Below are 14,240 nucleotides of genomic sequence, written 5' to 3'. Positions count from 1 at the left end.
ATCGGAGGTCTGGTCAGGCGGCGCTGACAAGACCGATCGCGCCGTACAAGGAGCAATAACATCATTGCTCATACCGCCACCCGTTTGAGCTGGTTCCTCCCCGAACGCTTTTCCTGTCGCAGCAATCCGCTACGACAATTAGGTACCTTTGCGCCGGACAGCGTTCTCGATCTCTGCCCGCAGTTGGTGCTGATGATACGGCTTCGATATTCTCGGCAGCTTCAGGACGTCGTCTTCGGGAAGCTCCGCATATCCGGTGGCCAGCAGGATCGGGAGGTCGGGGTAGAGCCTGCGTGCGGCAAGGGCCAGCTGGCCGCCGTTCATCTTCGGCATCGAGAAATCGGTCATGAGCAGGTCGAAGGCCGGCTCTGTCTGCAGGATCTGCAGCGCCTTGGCGCCCGAATAGGCGGGCGTCACGTCGTGGCCGAGGTCTTCCAGCATGTCGACGCTGCTCATCGAAATCAGGGGGTCGTCGTCGACCATCAGGATGCGCAGGGGCCGGCCATTGCCGGTGTCCTGAGCAGGTTCACTGACAGGTTTCTCGCTGATCCCGCTAATGGTGCTTGTTTCAGTGACCGGAAGCCAAAGCTCTGCGGTCGTGCCTTTTCCGAGCTCGCTGGCAAGATGCAGCCTGCCGTTCAGCTGCAGCGCCAAGCCGTGGATCATGGGCAGACCGAGCCCGCTTCCCTTGCCGACGCCCTTGGTCGTGAAGAAGGGCTGGGTCGCCTTCTCAAGCGTTTCTGCGTCCATTCCCTCTCCGGTGTCGGCGATGCTCAGGCAGACATAGCCGCGTGGCGGTGCTTGCGGATCATCCTGCAGGATGCGTTGGTCGACGCTGACCGTGATGACGCCGCCGTTCGGCATCGCGTCCCGCGCATTGAGAACCAGGTTCAACAGGGCCAGGTCGAACTGGTTGTCGTCCACAAGCGCCAAGGGCAGAGGCTGGGCGAGGTTGAACTTCAATTCCACGCCGTCGCCGACCGAGCGGCGCAAGAGGTCTTCGGCACGTTCCACAAGGCGAACCAGGCTGTGCGGCTCAACCGTCAACTCCTGCCGCCGCGCGAAGGCAAGCATCCGTTGCGTCAGCGTCGCGCCGCGCGTTGCGCCCTGGATGGCGCCTTGGATCAGCCGGTGCGCCCTGTCGTCATGCCCGATCCGCTTTTCCAGCAGCTCGAGGTTGGACATGACGGCCGTCAGCAGGTTGTTGAAGTCATGCGCGACCCCGCCTGTCAGCTGGCCCAGTGCTTCCAGCTTCTGGCTTTGACGAAGGGCGGACTGCACTTGGAGCAGATCTTGCTCGCGCGTCTTCGCGTCCGTCATATCCCGCCCGATGGCAATGAAGCTGATCCCGCCAGGATCGGGCACAACGGTCCACTGGAACGGCTTGTACTCGCCTGCTTTGGTGAGCAGGCGGTTTTCGTACTGCACCGAAAGGCCAGTCTCGCCCATCCGCACAAGTGCGGCCGAGGTCGCTTGGATGTCATCACCGTGGATGAGGTCCGAGTAGGGCGTACTGAGCAGTTCGTGCTCGGAGAACCCAAGCAGGCGCGTCCAGGCTGGACTGGCAGCCAGCATCTTCCCGCTATAGTCGGCGTGGGCCAGCATGTCGGCTGACAGTGTCCAGAGCTGGTCGCGCTCGGCGGTGCGGCCGGCAAACGCCCTTGCCTGCGCCCGCTCCTCCGTTACGTCTCGCCCGACACCGTAAAGGCGGTCTCCCCCAGGGTCAGGTGACAGGGTCCAGACAAAGGTGCGCCATGTCCCGTCAGCTGCAAGAAGCCGATCCTCCAGCAACACAGGACGCTGCGTTTCCTTCATCTCGGCCAGAAGCGCCGCGATAGATCCAACCTCCTCCGGATGCAGGATCTCCACATAGGGACGGCTGAGCAGCCATTCCTCGTCATAGCCCAGCACACGGGACCAGGATGGGTTCACCCGGAGCAGCCGTCCGGCGTAGTCGACCACCGCCAACAGGTCGGGGCTCAGCTCCCACAACTGGTCGCGCTCTGCAGTACGCGCCGCAAGTTCTGCATCGCGGGCCCGTTCGGCTGTCACGTCGCGGCCGGTGCAGTAAACGAGACCGTCCTCTGGAACGCCCACCCACGATATCCATTGGTAGCGCCCGTTCTTGCTGCGGAACCTGTTCTGGAAGTGAAGGACGGGCTGTCCTGCCTGCGTGAGGGCGAAGCTCCGCTGCGTCCGTTCCACATCGTCGGGATGGAGCATGTCCCAGATCGACAGATCAGCCAGCTCGGCTTCAGACCAGCCAAGCAGTGCGGACCAGGCAGGGTTGAAGGCTTCCAAACGCCCAGCTGGGTTCAAGGCACCCATCAGATCGGGGGTGATCTGCCAGGTGCGGCCGCGGGCCAGCGTCCGCTCCCTTACCTGCCGCTCCAGGTCAAGGTTGAGCTTACGCAAGGCGGTCTCGCTGGCCTTCAGGTCCGCAACGGCGTTGACGCGTTCGATATGCGCCCAGGACCGTTCGGTCACCTCGTGCATCAGGCTCAGCTCTTCCTCTGTCCAAACCCGCGGCGTCCGGTCATGGACCGCCATCAGCGCGGTCAGGCGCCCTTCCTTGATCAGAGGCACGCAAATCGTGGCGGCGATCCCGATGTTACGGAACGTGGCAGCCTCTTCCGGAGCCAGTTCCTGCAGATTGTCCGCAACGATCAGCGGCTGGCCGGATGTCAGCTTGTGGACGGCAAGCCTGCCGAAATCAGCGAGCTTGTAGTGCCCCACGATGCTGGTTGCCCCTGGCTTGGCCCAATCCCCACGGATCGTGAAGCCGTCCTGATCCGCATCCATGCTGGCGTAAGCACAAACCGAGGCGCCTATGTTCTCGCCCAGCATTCGAGTGGTCACGGTCATGACGGCATTAGGGTCGCTCAATGGGCCGGTGGCCGCATTGAGATCGTCAAGAAAGCGCAGCCGTGCCTCGCTGGCGACGAGGGCGCGTTCGGCCCGGACCTGGGCGGTCGTTTCGACAACCGAACAGAACACGCCGGCAATGCTGCCGGTATCGTCCCGCACCGGAGAGTAGGAGAAGGTGAACCATGCCTGCTCCGGGTATCCCCTACGGTGTACCGCCAGTGGCAGGTTCTCATGGAAGATCGCCTCACCTGCCAGGGCGGCTGCAATCATTGGTCCCACATCAGGCCAGATCTCGCGCCAAACCTCGTCCATTGCCCGGCCCCAGGCTTCCGGGTGTTTTGAGCCCAGGATCTCCGCATAAGCGTCATTGTAGATGAAAGAGCGAGCAGCTCCCCAGGTCACAAACATGGGAAACTTCGAGCTCAGCATGAGCTCGGTGACACTGCGCAGCGACTGCGGCCAGGCTTCACGCGTGCCAAGAGGTGACGTGAGCCAGTCGAACTTTTCCATAAGCGCAGAGACCGGCATCGCGCTGAATGCATCTTTCGCGGCAGGGGGCACTCTCGTGTTCATCAGAAGCCTGCCTTCATCGGATTTGTTTCGCGCCTCTTACGCCGCATCGCATTTACTCTGGCGGTGACCGCAAGTCGAGCTTGTGATGTGTGCGTCATCACCATGCGTCTGATGTTCAGCGAAACTGTCTGCGAGAAATGCAGCCAAGCTGCCTGACGTTGCGTGGTGGAGGTGCTGCGCGGAAATTTGCTCCCCCACCCGATGGGCCCTGCCGACATTCTGGAGTTCGGCTAGTATGGCAGTGTAACTGACATGACCGAGTTGGATGAGGTGCTGATAGTGGAAAAGACACGAATGCTGATTGCCGAAACCGATGGTGATAGCCGAGTGGCGTGGCTGTGGTGCGATGATGGGGGCCATCGACCCCGGCCGATCACAGATGCCAGAACTTGTCTGAAGAACCTGGATGCGTTCGCTCTTTACGGCGCGTCCCGCTGCGAGATGGAAACCTGGCTGCGCCGGCAGGTCTGATCAGTCTTTGCGATAGCTCCCCCTTGTGACAGCTCGAGCACCGGGCGGATGGATCCAGAGCAGAGCTATTGTCCGAAGGGTATCTGCTCGCAGCTTTACCGCCAGTAGCGTGTGGTATCCACCAACGCATCCTGTGCTTCGGCTGCACGCTTGAGCAGCGTCTTCTTTTTGCCAGTGGCCAGCAGCACGAAAGCCTCGGGGTCACCCTTGATGCCGAGCCGGTCCAGAACCTCCGGCGCCGTGGCAAGATCATTCAGCGCCCCAAGGTGGTCCTGAAGGGATTTGGACAAGCCAAACGCCCCCTACCCTTGCCCAGGCCGCGCGCCTGTCCGTCTAGGGAACCGCTGGTTCCCCCACACAAGGTCCCTGAGCGGCGTCAGGGGGGTGCCCCTGTCCCTGCTTCGCCTTCGGCTCCGTGCTGCAGGCCGGGTGATCCCCCTCCCCCCTTCCTTGTCAGCGACCTTGCGTAGGTCCCCCTCCTGCCCGCGTTCTTCAGCAGATAGTTCCCCCTCTTTTGTCAGAGGTTCTGCCTTTCAGCGAAAACGGCATACCAGCCTGACCGAAGCACATGTTTAGCGGTTAGTGCCGCATCGACGGGAAAAGCCATTAGAAGACGGTTAAAGGTATTGCAGCGACCGCAGGCGCAGCGCGAGCATCTGGCCCATAGTCCCTCCCTCCATTCCTGAGAAAGGATCGCACCATCAAAACCTGGGATCAAACACCTAACTTCAAGAAAATCCGGCTTCGGAGCTCTTTCGAACTTCGGCATCTGGCAGGTGGGCTGTCTTCGATTGTTCAAGCCGATCGCGTCGATGATCGCGCGGCGCTCTCCTGATCGCGCCACTCATAAAGAGCGTCAGGCACCTTCTCCTCGCACGCGCTGCCGTCCGTTTCGCGCACCTTGGTAAAGCCGTGGTGCTCGTAGAAGGAGATCGCCCGGCAGTTCCGCTGGAAGACCCAGAGCTGCAAAAAGTCAAAATGCGCCTTGGCCCGCTGCAGAAGGCCACCCCCAATGCCCTGGCCGGTGACGTGAGGCAGTAGATACAGATGTTCGACCCAGTTCCTCCTGAAGGCGCAGAAACCGACGATTTCATTCTCTTCCGCCGCAACCCAAACCTCGCACTCGACGAACACGACATCAGAGAAAAAAGCGGCATCCTCTGCGGCAGAATGCAGATCTGGGAGATAAGGGAGGTGATGCTGACGAGACCGCCGGAACACGGATGCGACCGTGGAGGCCTCTTCCGGCAGGGCTTCTCGATAGATGATCAAGGCTCAGCTCCTGCTGACAGGAAGGATGGAGATTGCGTCAGATGATAGCACCAGATTTCTCCTTCCTTGGGATCATGCAGGATCTCCGATCGCTCAAAGCCATTCTTGAGCAGGACCGCCTGCGATGCAATGAGGCCTGGCAAGGTATGCGCAGCGACCGCCAACGCATTCAAGGCGAAGGCGCGCCGGCAGAGAATGGCGACCGCTGCACCGGCAATGCCACGTCTCTGGAATGCCTCCACAACAGCGCAACCGATTTCAGTGACTCCATCCCCGTCCGGCGGGCCCTTGTATCCGGCGATGCCGGCGAGCGTCGGCCTGTCAGTATTGGCAATGATGTACCAGCTGTACCAGCCGGCATTCTCAGGGTCGGCTTGCAGACGCTCGAAAAGCCATGCGCGCGTCTCCGGGCCATTGAACAAGGGTGGCCAGGGGGCCGGGGCAGGAAACCCCAAGAGCATCTGCAAGCGCGGAGGCCGACTGGTTCTCGAACTCCAGCAACGCAAGAGACGCTGGCACAAGGCGAACGCCCTCCGCCGAAAGTTCTGCCTCCTGCGCGGTCGTCATCATCACGTCGTCACTTTGCGGCGGGAGCCGAAGATCCGCATTGCCGCGCTAATAATTGCGCCGGACTCATGAGGGCGCCTGAGCACGGCCCGGCTTTAGGATTGATGTAGACTTGCAGTAATCATTAGGCAGAAACAAGCAGCCAGCGCTACAATTGCGCAATCTGCGCAGCCGGCCTGAAGTCGGACACATAAGCGCGCTGGATTGCCAAAGGCCAGCTTCTCTTGGTGTGTTTGCATTCGCTACATTAGCCGCAGCCGTCAGCTTCGGGCTTTTCGCGTTGGGCGTCTGGCTGATCCCCTGGACGATGAGGAAGGTTGGGATGCCAAATGGGGAAGGCTCACCGCGAAGCCGCGATCTGACCTTTTGCCCCTCTTGTCCGCCGAGCAAAAACAATGTGACAAAGGATCGATGTGCCCGAAACGGTAGAGACCATGACTTCAAGTTCCGCTTGAAGCCTGATAGCTTTAGTAAACCATTACCTGTCGCAAGCATTTCATCGACACTGCGCAGCTGGGGCCGACTGCGACAGCACCGGCTTGCTGCTTTTCTTGAGGCTCCGCATGGAAACCCCGAAAGTCTCTCATCTGCGTCCTGCACGAACTGACAGTGCAGGGGCAGCCGAACGAGATCGGCAGCGCATGGAGGAGCTGATCGAGAAGCTCTATGCCGCCGCATCAGCCGAAGCACGGATTGAGCGGGTTGAGGAAAAGCTCGACGAGATCCTGGAGATCCTGAAGGGCCGTTCCGGGTAAAGGCCTGCAAGTGGAGAAGGGCTTCACCGGAAGTTCTTGGCCTTCACCTTCACGCTGTCGATGTGCAAGTCCGGGATGTAGATGTCCCGCGGCCGGGGCCCCGCTGTCGCCTCCACCCGAGGGTCCGGGGCGGAGGTACCGCGGTGGAACTCGTCGCCGCGCCCGTGCGGCAGGGGGAAGCTGCCGCCCCGGCTGCCGACGCTGGCCAGTTCCGCCGAGAGATCGACGATGCGATGGGCGACGTGATGGACCACCTCGCCCTCGCGCTGCACCCGGCCCACCACGCCGATCATGCCGGCGCCGAGGATGATCCGGCGGTGCGCCTCGAAGACCTTGGGCCAGACCACCAGGTTCGCCACGCCCGTTTCGTCCTCCAGGGTGATGAACATGACGCCCTTGGCCGAGCCGGGGCGCTGGCGCACCAGGACGATGCCGGCCAGCTTGCACCAGCGGCGGTTCCGCGCGGCCATGGTGTCAGCGCAGGTGATCGCGCCGCGGCGGGCAAGCCCCTGGCGCAGGAAGGCTACAGGGTGGCGGCGCAGCGACAGGCCGGTGTGGCCATAGTCCTCGACCACCTCACGGCCCGCCGTCATCGCCCGCAGGGCCACGCCGGGCTCATTGGCCTCGGGCAGCGTCTCGCCCTCCCGGCCTGCGACGGCTGCAAAGAGCGGCAGCTCCTCGTCGCCCAGGCCCTTCAGGTGCCAGAGCGCCTCGCGCCGGCCGAGGCGCAGGGCAGGGCGGAAGCCGTCGGCCTCGGCAATGCGGGTGAGGCTGGCAATCGGCACCCGCACCCGGCGCCAGAGATCCTCGATCGAGCCGAAGGGCTGGTCGGCGCGCTGCAGGACGATGGCGGCGGCCTGGAGGTTGGCCAAGCCCTTGACCATGCGCAGCCCGAGCCGGACGGCAAGGCGGCTCTCGTTCCCGGTCGGCTCAAGGGTGCAGTCCCAGTGCGAGGCATTGATGCAGACCGGGCGGATCTCCACGCCGTGCTCTTGCGCGTCCCGCACGATCTGCGCCGGGGCGTAAAAGCCCATCGGCTGGCTGTTCAGCAGCGCCGCGCAGAAGACGTCCGGATGCCAGCACTTCAGCCAGGATGAGGCATAGGAGATCAGCGCGAAGCTCGCCGCGTGGCTTTCGGGAAAGCCGTAGGAGCCGAAGCCTTCCAGCTGCCGGAAGGTGCGCTCGGCAAAGTCCGGCGCGTAGTCGCGCTCGATCATGCCCTGCACCAGCTTGTCGCGGAAGCGCGAGACGCCGCCGGTGAACTTGAAGGTCGCCATGGACTTCCTGAGCATGTCGGCCTCGCCCGGTGTGAAGCCCGCGCATTCGATGGCCACCCGCATGGCCTGCTCCTGGAAGAGCGGCACCCCGAGCGTCTTGCCCAGCACCTTTTCCAGCTCCGGCGTCGGAAACTCCACCGGCTCCAGCCCCTCCCGCCGGCGCAGGTAGGGATGGACCATGTCGCCCTGGATCGGGCCGGGGCGCACGATCGCCACCTGCACCACGAGGTCGTAGAAGGTGCGCGGCTTGATGCGGGGCAGCATGGCCATCTGCGCCCGGCTCTCGATCTGGAAGGTGCCGAGCGTGTCGGCCTTGCGGATCATCGCGTAGGTGCGCGGATCCTCGGCCGGGATGGAGGCCAGGTCGTGGCGGATGCCCTTGTGCCCGGCCAGCAGCTCCAGCCCCTTGGCCATGCAGGTCAGCATGCCCAAGGCTAGCACGTCGACCTTCATGAACTTCAGCGCCTCGATGTCATCCTTGTCCCATTCGATGATCTGGCGGTCCTGCATCGCCGCGGGCTCGATCGGCACCAGGTCGTCCAGCCGGTCATGGGTCAGCACGAAGCCGCCCGGATGCTGGCTGAGGTGCCGCGGCGTGCCGTGCAGTTCGGCCGCCAGCTCCAGCGTCAGCCGCAGGCGCCGGTCGGCGGGATTGAGCCCCAGCCCCCTGATCTGCTCGTCGCTCACCCCTTCCTCCGACCAGGACCAGATCTGGCTGGAGATCGACTGGATGAGGTCTTCGGGAAGTCCGAGCGCCTTGCCCACGTCGCGCAGCGCGCCCTTGGTGCGGTAGCGGATCACCACGGCCGTCAGCGCGGCGCGGTCGCGGCCATAGGTGTCGTAGATCCACTGGATGACCTCTTCGCGCCGCTCATGCTCGAAATCCACGTCGATGTCAGGCGGCTCGCGCCGCTCCTCGCTCACGAAACGCTCAAAGAGAAGATCGTTGCGGCCGGGGTCGATCGAGGTGATGCCGAGGACGTAGCAGACGGCGGAGTTCGCCGCCGAGCCGCGCCCCTGGCAGAGGATGCCGCGCCCGCGCGCAAAGCGCACGATGCTGTTCACCGTCAGGAAATAGGGCGCGTAGTCCAGCTTCTCGATCAGGCGCAGCTCGTGCTTCAGGGACGCCACCACGTCATCCGGGATGCCCTCGGGATAGCGCGCCTTCGCGCCCTCCCAGGTCACTGCTTCCAGCGTCTGCTGCGCCGTCAGGGTCGGATCGTCGCGCTCCTCGGGATACTGGTAGCAGAGCTCATCGAGCGAGAACCGGCAGCGCGCGGCGATCTCGGCCGTCCGCGCCAGCGCCTCCGGGTCGCGCGGGAAGAGCCGGTGCATCTCCGCAGGCGGCTTCAGGTAGCGGTCGGCGTGACGCTCGCGGCGAAAGCCCAGGGCATCGACCGTCGTGCCCACGCGGATCGCCGTCACCACGTCCTGCAGGATGCGGCGGCCGGGCTCGTGGAAGAGGACATCGTTCGTCACCACCGTCGGCACCCGCAGACGCGCTGCGAGGTTCGACAGCTCGTGGAGCCGCAGCTGGTCATTCGGCCGCCGCCGCAGGGTCAGCGCCAGATAGGCCCGGTCACCGAAGGTGTCGCGCAGCCGACGCAGCCGCAAGGCACAGGCGTCGTCGGCGAGATCCGGGACCAGGACCGCGATCAGTCCCTCCGCATAGAGGACCAGATCGGCCCATTCGAGGTGACACCTGCCCTTGCCCGCGCGCGACTTGCCCAGGGACAGGAGCCGGCACAGGCGCGAATAGGCGGGGCGGTCGGTCGGATAGACCAGCACCGACATGCCGCAGGCGAGGTCCAGGCGGCAGCCGACGATCAGCCGGAGGCCGGTGTCCCGCGCAGCCTCATGCGCCCGCACGATGCCCGCCAGCGAGTTGCGGTCGGTGACGGCCATGGCCTCGATGCCCATGAGCGCCGCCGTGGCGAACAGCTCCTCGGCCGAGGAGGCACCGCGCAGGAACGAGAAGTGCGAACTGACCTGCAACTCGACATAGCGGCTCATCCGAAGACCCCGTGCAGGAACCAGCGATGCGACCCGGTATCCAGGTTCTCCCCGTCCCCCGCGCGGAAGATCCAGAAGCGCTCCCCCGCCTCATCCTCGATGCGGAAGTAGTCGCGCACCGCGATCAGCTCGGCATCGCGCTTCCACCATTCCCCGAAGACCCGTTCCGGCCCGTCGGCGCAGCGGACCCGCCGGCGGACGCCGCGCCAGGCGATCCAGTTCGGCGGATGGTCGGGCAGCAGCGCGAGTGTCTCGATAGGCTCGGGGCGGGGCAGGAGGCGCGAGGGGCGCGGCCAGTGATCCGGCCAGCCTGCGCCGACCGGCTCGGCCAGCGCCCCGATGCGCGTGACCGATCGCTCCGGCACGTCGCTCGACACCGGCGCCATGCGGTAGACAGACCGGGCGCCCACGCGATTGGCCAGCGTGTCGATGAGACCCGAGAGGTCCGGGGCCTCTTCCTCCAGCAGGGAGGTCGCCGCCTGGCGAGGGGCCAGCGGCTCGGCGATGGAAGCGGTCAGTGTCATGATCTCGATGCCGAAGCCGGGGGCGATCGTCTCGATCCTGTCGCAGAGAAGGCGCGTCAGGCGCTTGGGATCGCGCTGCGGGACGGCGAGCCCCACGCGCACCGTCTCGATCCGGTTGTCCACCCGGTAGCAGAGGAGATCGAGGCGCCGGGCGCCCAGGCCCTTTTCCTCCAGCGCCGTGCAGAGCTGCGGAACCAGCTTGCCGATATGGCGGGCGATGGTCTCGGCCGCACCGATGGGCTCGGCAAAGGCCCGACGCACCTCCACCACCCCCTCCGGGCGGAGCGGCTCGATCGGCTCAGACGCTTCCCCAAGCGCCTGGTCGAGCCGGCGGCAGAGTTCACGCCCGAAACGGCGGGTGAGCGGGGCGCGGGGCTGGGACATGAGGTCACCGATCGTGACGAAGCCCAGGGTGCGCAGGCCGGCCGCTATAGCCTGCGGCAGCCGCAGTGCCTCAAGGGGCAGGGCGGCGATCGCCGCCTCCGTCGTGCCGGGGTCGGCGATCGCAGCAGGCTCGGCCGCAAAGCGCGCCAGCGCATGTGCCGCGCCCCAGGTGTCGGCGATGGCGGCGCGGGCGGTGATGCCCGAGAGGGTGAGGCGTCCCAGAAGCGCCTCCAGCATGGCCGCCTCGCCGCCGTGGAGAGGGTCGGCGCCGGTGGAGTCGATCACCACGCCGTCGGGCAGGTCGGAGGCCACGATGGGGCTGAACCGCTGCAGGATCCAGAGCGCCAGCCGGTCCAGGCTGCGGCATCCTCGCGCGGGTTGGCCAGCTCCACGCGCAGATCGGGGACCAGGGCCTGCGCCTTGGTCACGGGCATGCCCACGCGCAGCCCCGCACCTTGGGCGGCCGGACAGGCTGCCGTCACGAGACGCCGGTTCCCGACGCGGCCCGCCACGATCAGGGGCGCCTCAGCCGAAGGCGCTGACGCGTCCTCCTGCCGTCGCAGCCGATCCACGGGCCACATCGGCAGGAAGACCGAGATGACCCGTGCCATCACATGCCTCCAGTTCGAGATCCAGGCATTCGCCCGCCCGTGCGCGGATCAGCTCGATCAGCCAGCGGGCGCGTCCCACGCCCGGCACCGGCAGGGGCGTCGACGGCAGCACCGAGATCCGCCAGCGGGTCATCGCCGCCGTGGGCTGGCCGAAGTCGCTGGCATCCGCCTGCCTGCGCCAGCGCCTGAGCGCGATCCCCAGGGTGCCCGTGCCCTTGGCGGCCAGGTGCAGCCGGCGCGACGCGGTCATCGACAGATGCGCCACATCGCCCACCACCGCAGCCAGCCCTCCATGCCGCAGGCCCTCCTCCATCGAGGCCAGAACCGATCTGTCATCGCCCGCCTCCACATAGATCACCCGGTCGGGCGGCAGACCGGCCTGCTCAAGCCCCGGCGCGAAGAGGTCGGCCTGGGTGACGCACCAGAGGACAGGGCCGGGCAGGCGGGCCGCAATGCCGGCGGCAAAAGAACTGGCCGCCGCGCCATCCACAGCGCCATTGCCACCGCCCGCCACTTCATGAAGGCAGCCGAGGGCCAGCCCGCCTTGCGGCAGGCGTTTATCGAGGTCCGCCACTCCGAAGGGCAGCACAGCCTGCACCCGCGCCCCATCGTCCTCGAGCCGGGAGATTTTCTGGCGCAAGGCCGCGATGGCGGAACTGCTGTTGCCGGGAGGCATGACGGATCGGGCTCCTCTGGACGTGAAATACCAAAGCGACGTGTTCCTTGTTTGTTCCTTTGATGTTGCTGTGTCAACCTGGCCAGTCGGCAAGTGAAGACCTCGCAAGAGGGATCAGGGCGGAGGCATGTTCATGTCCGGCAGGGCAGATCGGCGCAGGAGGCTGCATACATCTTGCAGTTGTATCCTGTGGACCGATACCCTAGGCACGTACGCTCCTGCTGCCACAGGCGCCTGCGCCCCGTGAACCTGATCCTAAGGAACCCGACCATGATCCTTCGTGCCCTCACCCTTTGTACGGCAATACTGGCGTTCTCAGGCCCCGCCTTCGCGGTGACCGCCACCGAGCAGGAGGCGAATGTTACGCAAGAGCAGGTCGAGGCCGCGCAGGCTGCCTGGGGCGCGGCTTTGGTGCGGATTTCTGCGGCGCATGCGTCGGGCGGGATCGCGATGGCGCGCCAGGAGGCCGAGGCGGCGCTGGATACCCTCTATGGCTTCGAGATGGGGCCTGTCCTCTTCAAGCCGACGCTTGCCGCCGCACCGCATACCTTTCGCACGACCCGGGACGGCGCCTTGTCCTACTTCGTCGGGCACGACGCCGCCTTTCCAGCGGACAAAGGCTTCGCGCTGAATGCCTGGTCCGAGGTCGAAGTCGAGAACGCAGCCATCTTCATAAGCCAGAACACGGCCATGACGATGGGACAGGTCCACATCACCGGACCAGACGGCGCCGTTACCACGGTGGACAAGACCTGGGGCTTTCAGCTGGACGAGGCTGGGGAGCTGCGGATCGTCCTGCACCACTCTTCGCTGCCGTTCGCCGCGAAATAAGCGCAGGGCCGGAGCCATCGCTTCTGCCAGTACCGCTGTTTGGTGGCAGATAGCTTCGCCTTTTTCGCCGGTCGTTCTGCCTCACGGCGAAGTGGCATGTCGATTTGACTGAAGCGGATGCTCAGGGGTGTGCATAGCATCGATGCGAAAGCCCGATCACCGACATTCATGCGAGCCGCGGCATGAGAGGCCCTTTCGCAAGTGCGGCAATCATGATCGGCCCATAGCCGCCGATGGTCGAGCGGAAATGCTGCTTGGCAGCATTCCCAAAAGCGGACGTTTGATGCGTGGCGCAGTATAGCACCAATCGTAAGATCGGCGTTGGAAACAAAACCGCCATCCTCTCCACTGAAACGAAAGGCCCTGGAGCGATCCGGGGCCTTTCCTTGATCCGGCCTTTCCTTATTCGGGCATCGCTGCCAGGAACGCCTTGACCAGGGTTGCGGAATTCTCCGAAGCCAGTGACATGAAGACGCCCATCTCGTTCTCGGCCTCGCCGCCGCCGGCCAGGTCGGACAGCGAACGGAAGGCAATGAAGGGCACCTGATTGGCCCATGCCACCTGGGCCACCGCCGCGGACTCCATATCCACGACCTGAGCCTCGAAAGTTACAGACAGCCATTCGCGCAGGTCCGCATTGTCCATGAAGGACGACCCCGATACGCCGTGCCCGCCGATGCGGATCTGCGGTGCCGCGCTTAGGCAGTCGTTGTCGGCGTTGCAGGACGCCAGTTCGGTTTCGGCAGCGACCTCTTCCGCGACCGCCAGCAGGGCCGGATCAGCCGGGAACCAGAACCGCCGCTCGGGCTCACCTCGCCCCGAGGCAACGGTGGTTTCGCGGGTAAAGATCATCCCGTGACTGGGAAAGGGTGAGGACAGGAAGCCCGGCAGCTCAAATCCGTTTCCGGTCTGGCGCGCCATGACGGTTTCCAGCCACTGGCCCCATTCCGACGCCACCACGACGTCGCCGATATTCAGTTGCGGATCAACGCCGCCCGCGATGCCGGAAAAGACGATCGCCTCGATGTCGAAACGCTCCAGCGCCAGTTGCGTGGTCATTGCGGCATTGACCATGGAAACGCCGGACAGGAACAGGACCACGTCCTGTCCGGACAGGGTGCCAGTGATGAACTCGGTCCCGTTGATCGTCTGGTGTTCCGCCCCCTCCAGATCGGCCTGCAGGCTGATCCATTCCGGCTCGAAGGCCGACATGACGGCAATGCGAGGGGTTTCGGCCGCCAGAGGCAGCCAAGGGTGGCAAGGGCGGTGCGGAGGGCGGGCATGGGCATAGCTTTCACATGATGCAGTTCCGTACCGGCTTAGTCCGCCCCCTCGCGATCCACCAGTGCCCGTCCATGTAGCGGCATCACGGCTTGCCGACTGCCCACGGGCGCGGCATCGTTGCCCGGAAATCGGGA

Annotated in this window: 9 protein-coding genes and 1 pseudogene; 2 read left to right on the top strand and 8 right to left on the bottom strand. The window is 64.9% G+C overall.

Features of this window, described 5'->3' with window-relative positions; translation table 11 throughout:
• Positions 1-138 precede the first annotated feature (138 nt).
• Entirely contained in the window at positions 139-3,441 is a 3,303-nt protein-coding gene (locus ACZ2G3_RS18140) for a PAS domain S-box protein (protein ID WP_470399952.1), read from the bottom strand.
• Between the two features lie 252 nt (positions 3,442-3,693).
• Here ACZ2G3_RS18140 and ACZ2G3_RS18135 point away from each other — a divergent pair, with 252 nt between their 5' ends.
• Positions 3,694-3,912, top strand: coding sequence for a hypothetical protein (locus ACZ2G3_RS18135; protein WP_470399951.1), 219 nt, complete (start codon positions 3,694-3,696; stop codon positions 3,910-3,912).
• 95 nt (positions 3,913-4,007) lie between these two features.
• On the opposite strand, the gene ACZ2G3_RS18130 is transcribed toward ACZ2G3_RS18135, so the two are convergent.
• From ACZ2G3_RS18130 to ACZ2G3_RS18105, 6 genes and pseudogenes are all read right to left on the bottom strand, one after another.
• Entirely contained in the window at positions 4,008-4,202 is a 195-nt protein-coding gene (locus ACZ2G3_RS18130) for a hypothetical protein (RefSeq protein WP_470399949.1), read from the bottom strand.
• 505 nt (positions 4,203-4,707) lie between these two features.
• A complete protein-coding gene (locus ACZ2G3_RS18125) occupies positions 4,708-5,184 on the bottom strand; it encodes a GNAT family N-acetyltransferase (RefSeq protein ID WP_470399948.1) in 477 nt (158 codons plus the stop codon).
• Entirely contained in the window at positions 5,181-5,606 is a 426-nt protein-coding gene (locus ACZ2G3_RS18120; RefSeq protein WP_470399946.1) for a GNAT family N-acetyltransferase, read from the bottom strand. The genes ACZ2G3_RS18125 and ACZ2G3_RS18120 overlap by 4 nt, the downstream gene beginning before the upstream one ends.
• A 923-nt stretch (positions 5,607-6,529) precedes the next feature.
• Positions 6,530-9,796, bottom strand: a complete 3,267-nt coding sequence (locus ACZ2G3_RS18115) for an error-prone DNA polymerase (protein ID WP_470399945.1) — start codon at positions 9,794-9,796, stop codon at positions 6,530-6,532.
• A pseudogene (locus tag ACZ2G3_RS18110) lies at positions 9,793-11,315 on the bottom strand (Y-family DNA polymerase). The gene ACZ2G3_RS18115 and the pseudogene ACZ2G3_RS18110 overlap by 4 nt, the downstream one beginning before the upstream one ends.
• On the bottom strand, positions 11,230-11,991 hold the full coding sequence (locus tag ACZ2G3_RS18105; protein WP_470399943.1) for an ImuA family protein: 762 nt from the start codon (positions 11,989-11,991) through the stop codon (positions 11,230-11,232). The pseudogene ACZ2G3_RS18110 and the gene ACZ2G3_RS18105 overlap by 86 nt, the downstream one beginning before the upstream one ends.
• 270 nt (positions 11,992-12,261) lie before the next feature.
• On the opposite strand from ACZ2G3_RS18105, the gene ACZ2G3_RS18100 reads away from it, so the two are divergent.
• Positions 12,262-12,822 carry a phosphoribosyl-AMP cyclohydrolase gene (locus ACZ2G3_RS18100; protein WP_470399941.1) on the top strand — a complete coding sequence of 187 codons (561 nt, stop codon included), beginning with the start codon at positions 12,262-12,264 and terminating at the stop codon, positions 12,820-12,822.
• 402 nt (positions 12,823-13,224) lie between these two features.
• Here the strand turns inward: ACZ2G3_RS18100 and ACZ2G3_RS18095 are convergent, their stop codons facing one another.
• Entirely contained in the window at positions 13,225-14,034 is an 810-nt protein-coding gene (locus tag ACZ2G3_RS18095) for a 5'-methylthioadenosine/S-adenosylhomocysteine nucleosidase (RefSeq protein ID WP_470399939.1), read from the bottom strand.
• Positions 14,035-14,240 lie beyond the last annotated feature (206 nt).

Source organism: Paracoccus sp. KKT209 (genome assembly GCF_055635455.1).
The sequence above is the reverse complement of the archived record's forward strand: the minus strand, read 5'-3'. Positions and strand labels throughout refer to the sequence as shown.

Coding starts and splice junctions, on each gene's coding strand:
- ACZ2G3_RS18140 (WP_470399952.1), bottom strand. CDS start 3,441: ATGAACACGAGAGTGCCCCCTGCCGCGAAAGATGCATTCAGCGCGATG.
- ACZ2G3_RS18135 (WP_470399951.1), top strand. CDS start 3,694: ATGACCGAGTTGGATGAGGTGCTGATAGTGGAAAAGACACGAATGCTG.
- ACZ2G3_RS18115 (WP_470399945.1), bottom strand. CDS start 9,796: ATGAGCCGCTATGTCGAGTTGCAGGTCAGTTCGCACTTCTCGTTCCTG.
- ACZ2G3_RS18105 (WP_470399943.1), bottom strand. CDS start 11,991: ATGCCTCCCGGCAACAGCAGTTCCGCCATCGCGGCCTTGCGCCAGAAA.
- ACZ2G3_RS18100 (WP_470399941.1), top strand. CDS start 12,262: ATGATCCTTCGTGCCCTCACCCTTTGTACGGCAATACTGGCGTTCTCA.
- ACZ2G3_RS18095 (WP_470399939.1), bottom strand. CDS start 14,034: ATGTCGGCCTTCGAGCCGGAATGGATCAGCCTGCAGGCCGATCTGGAG.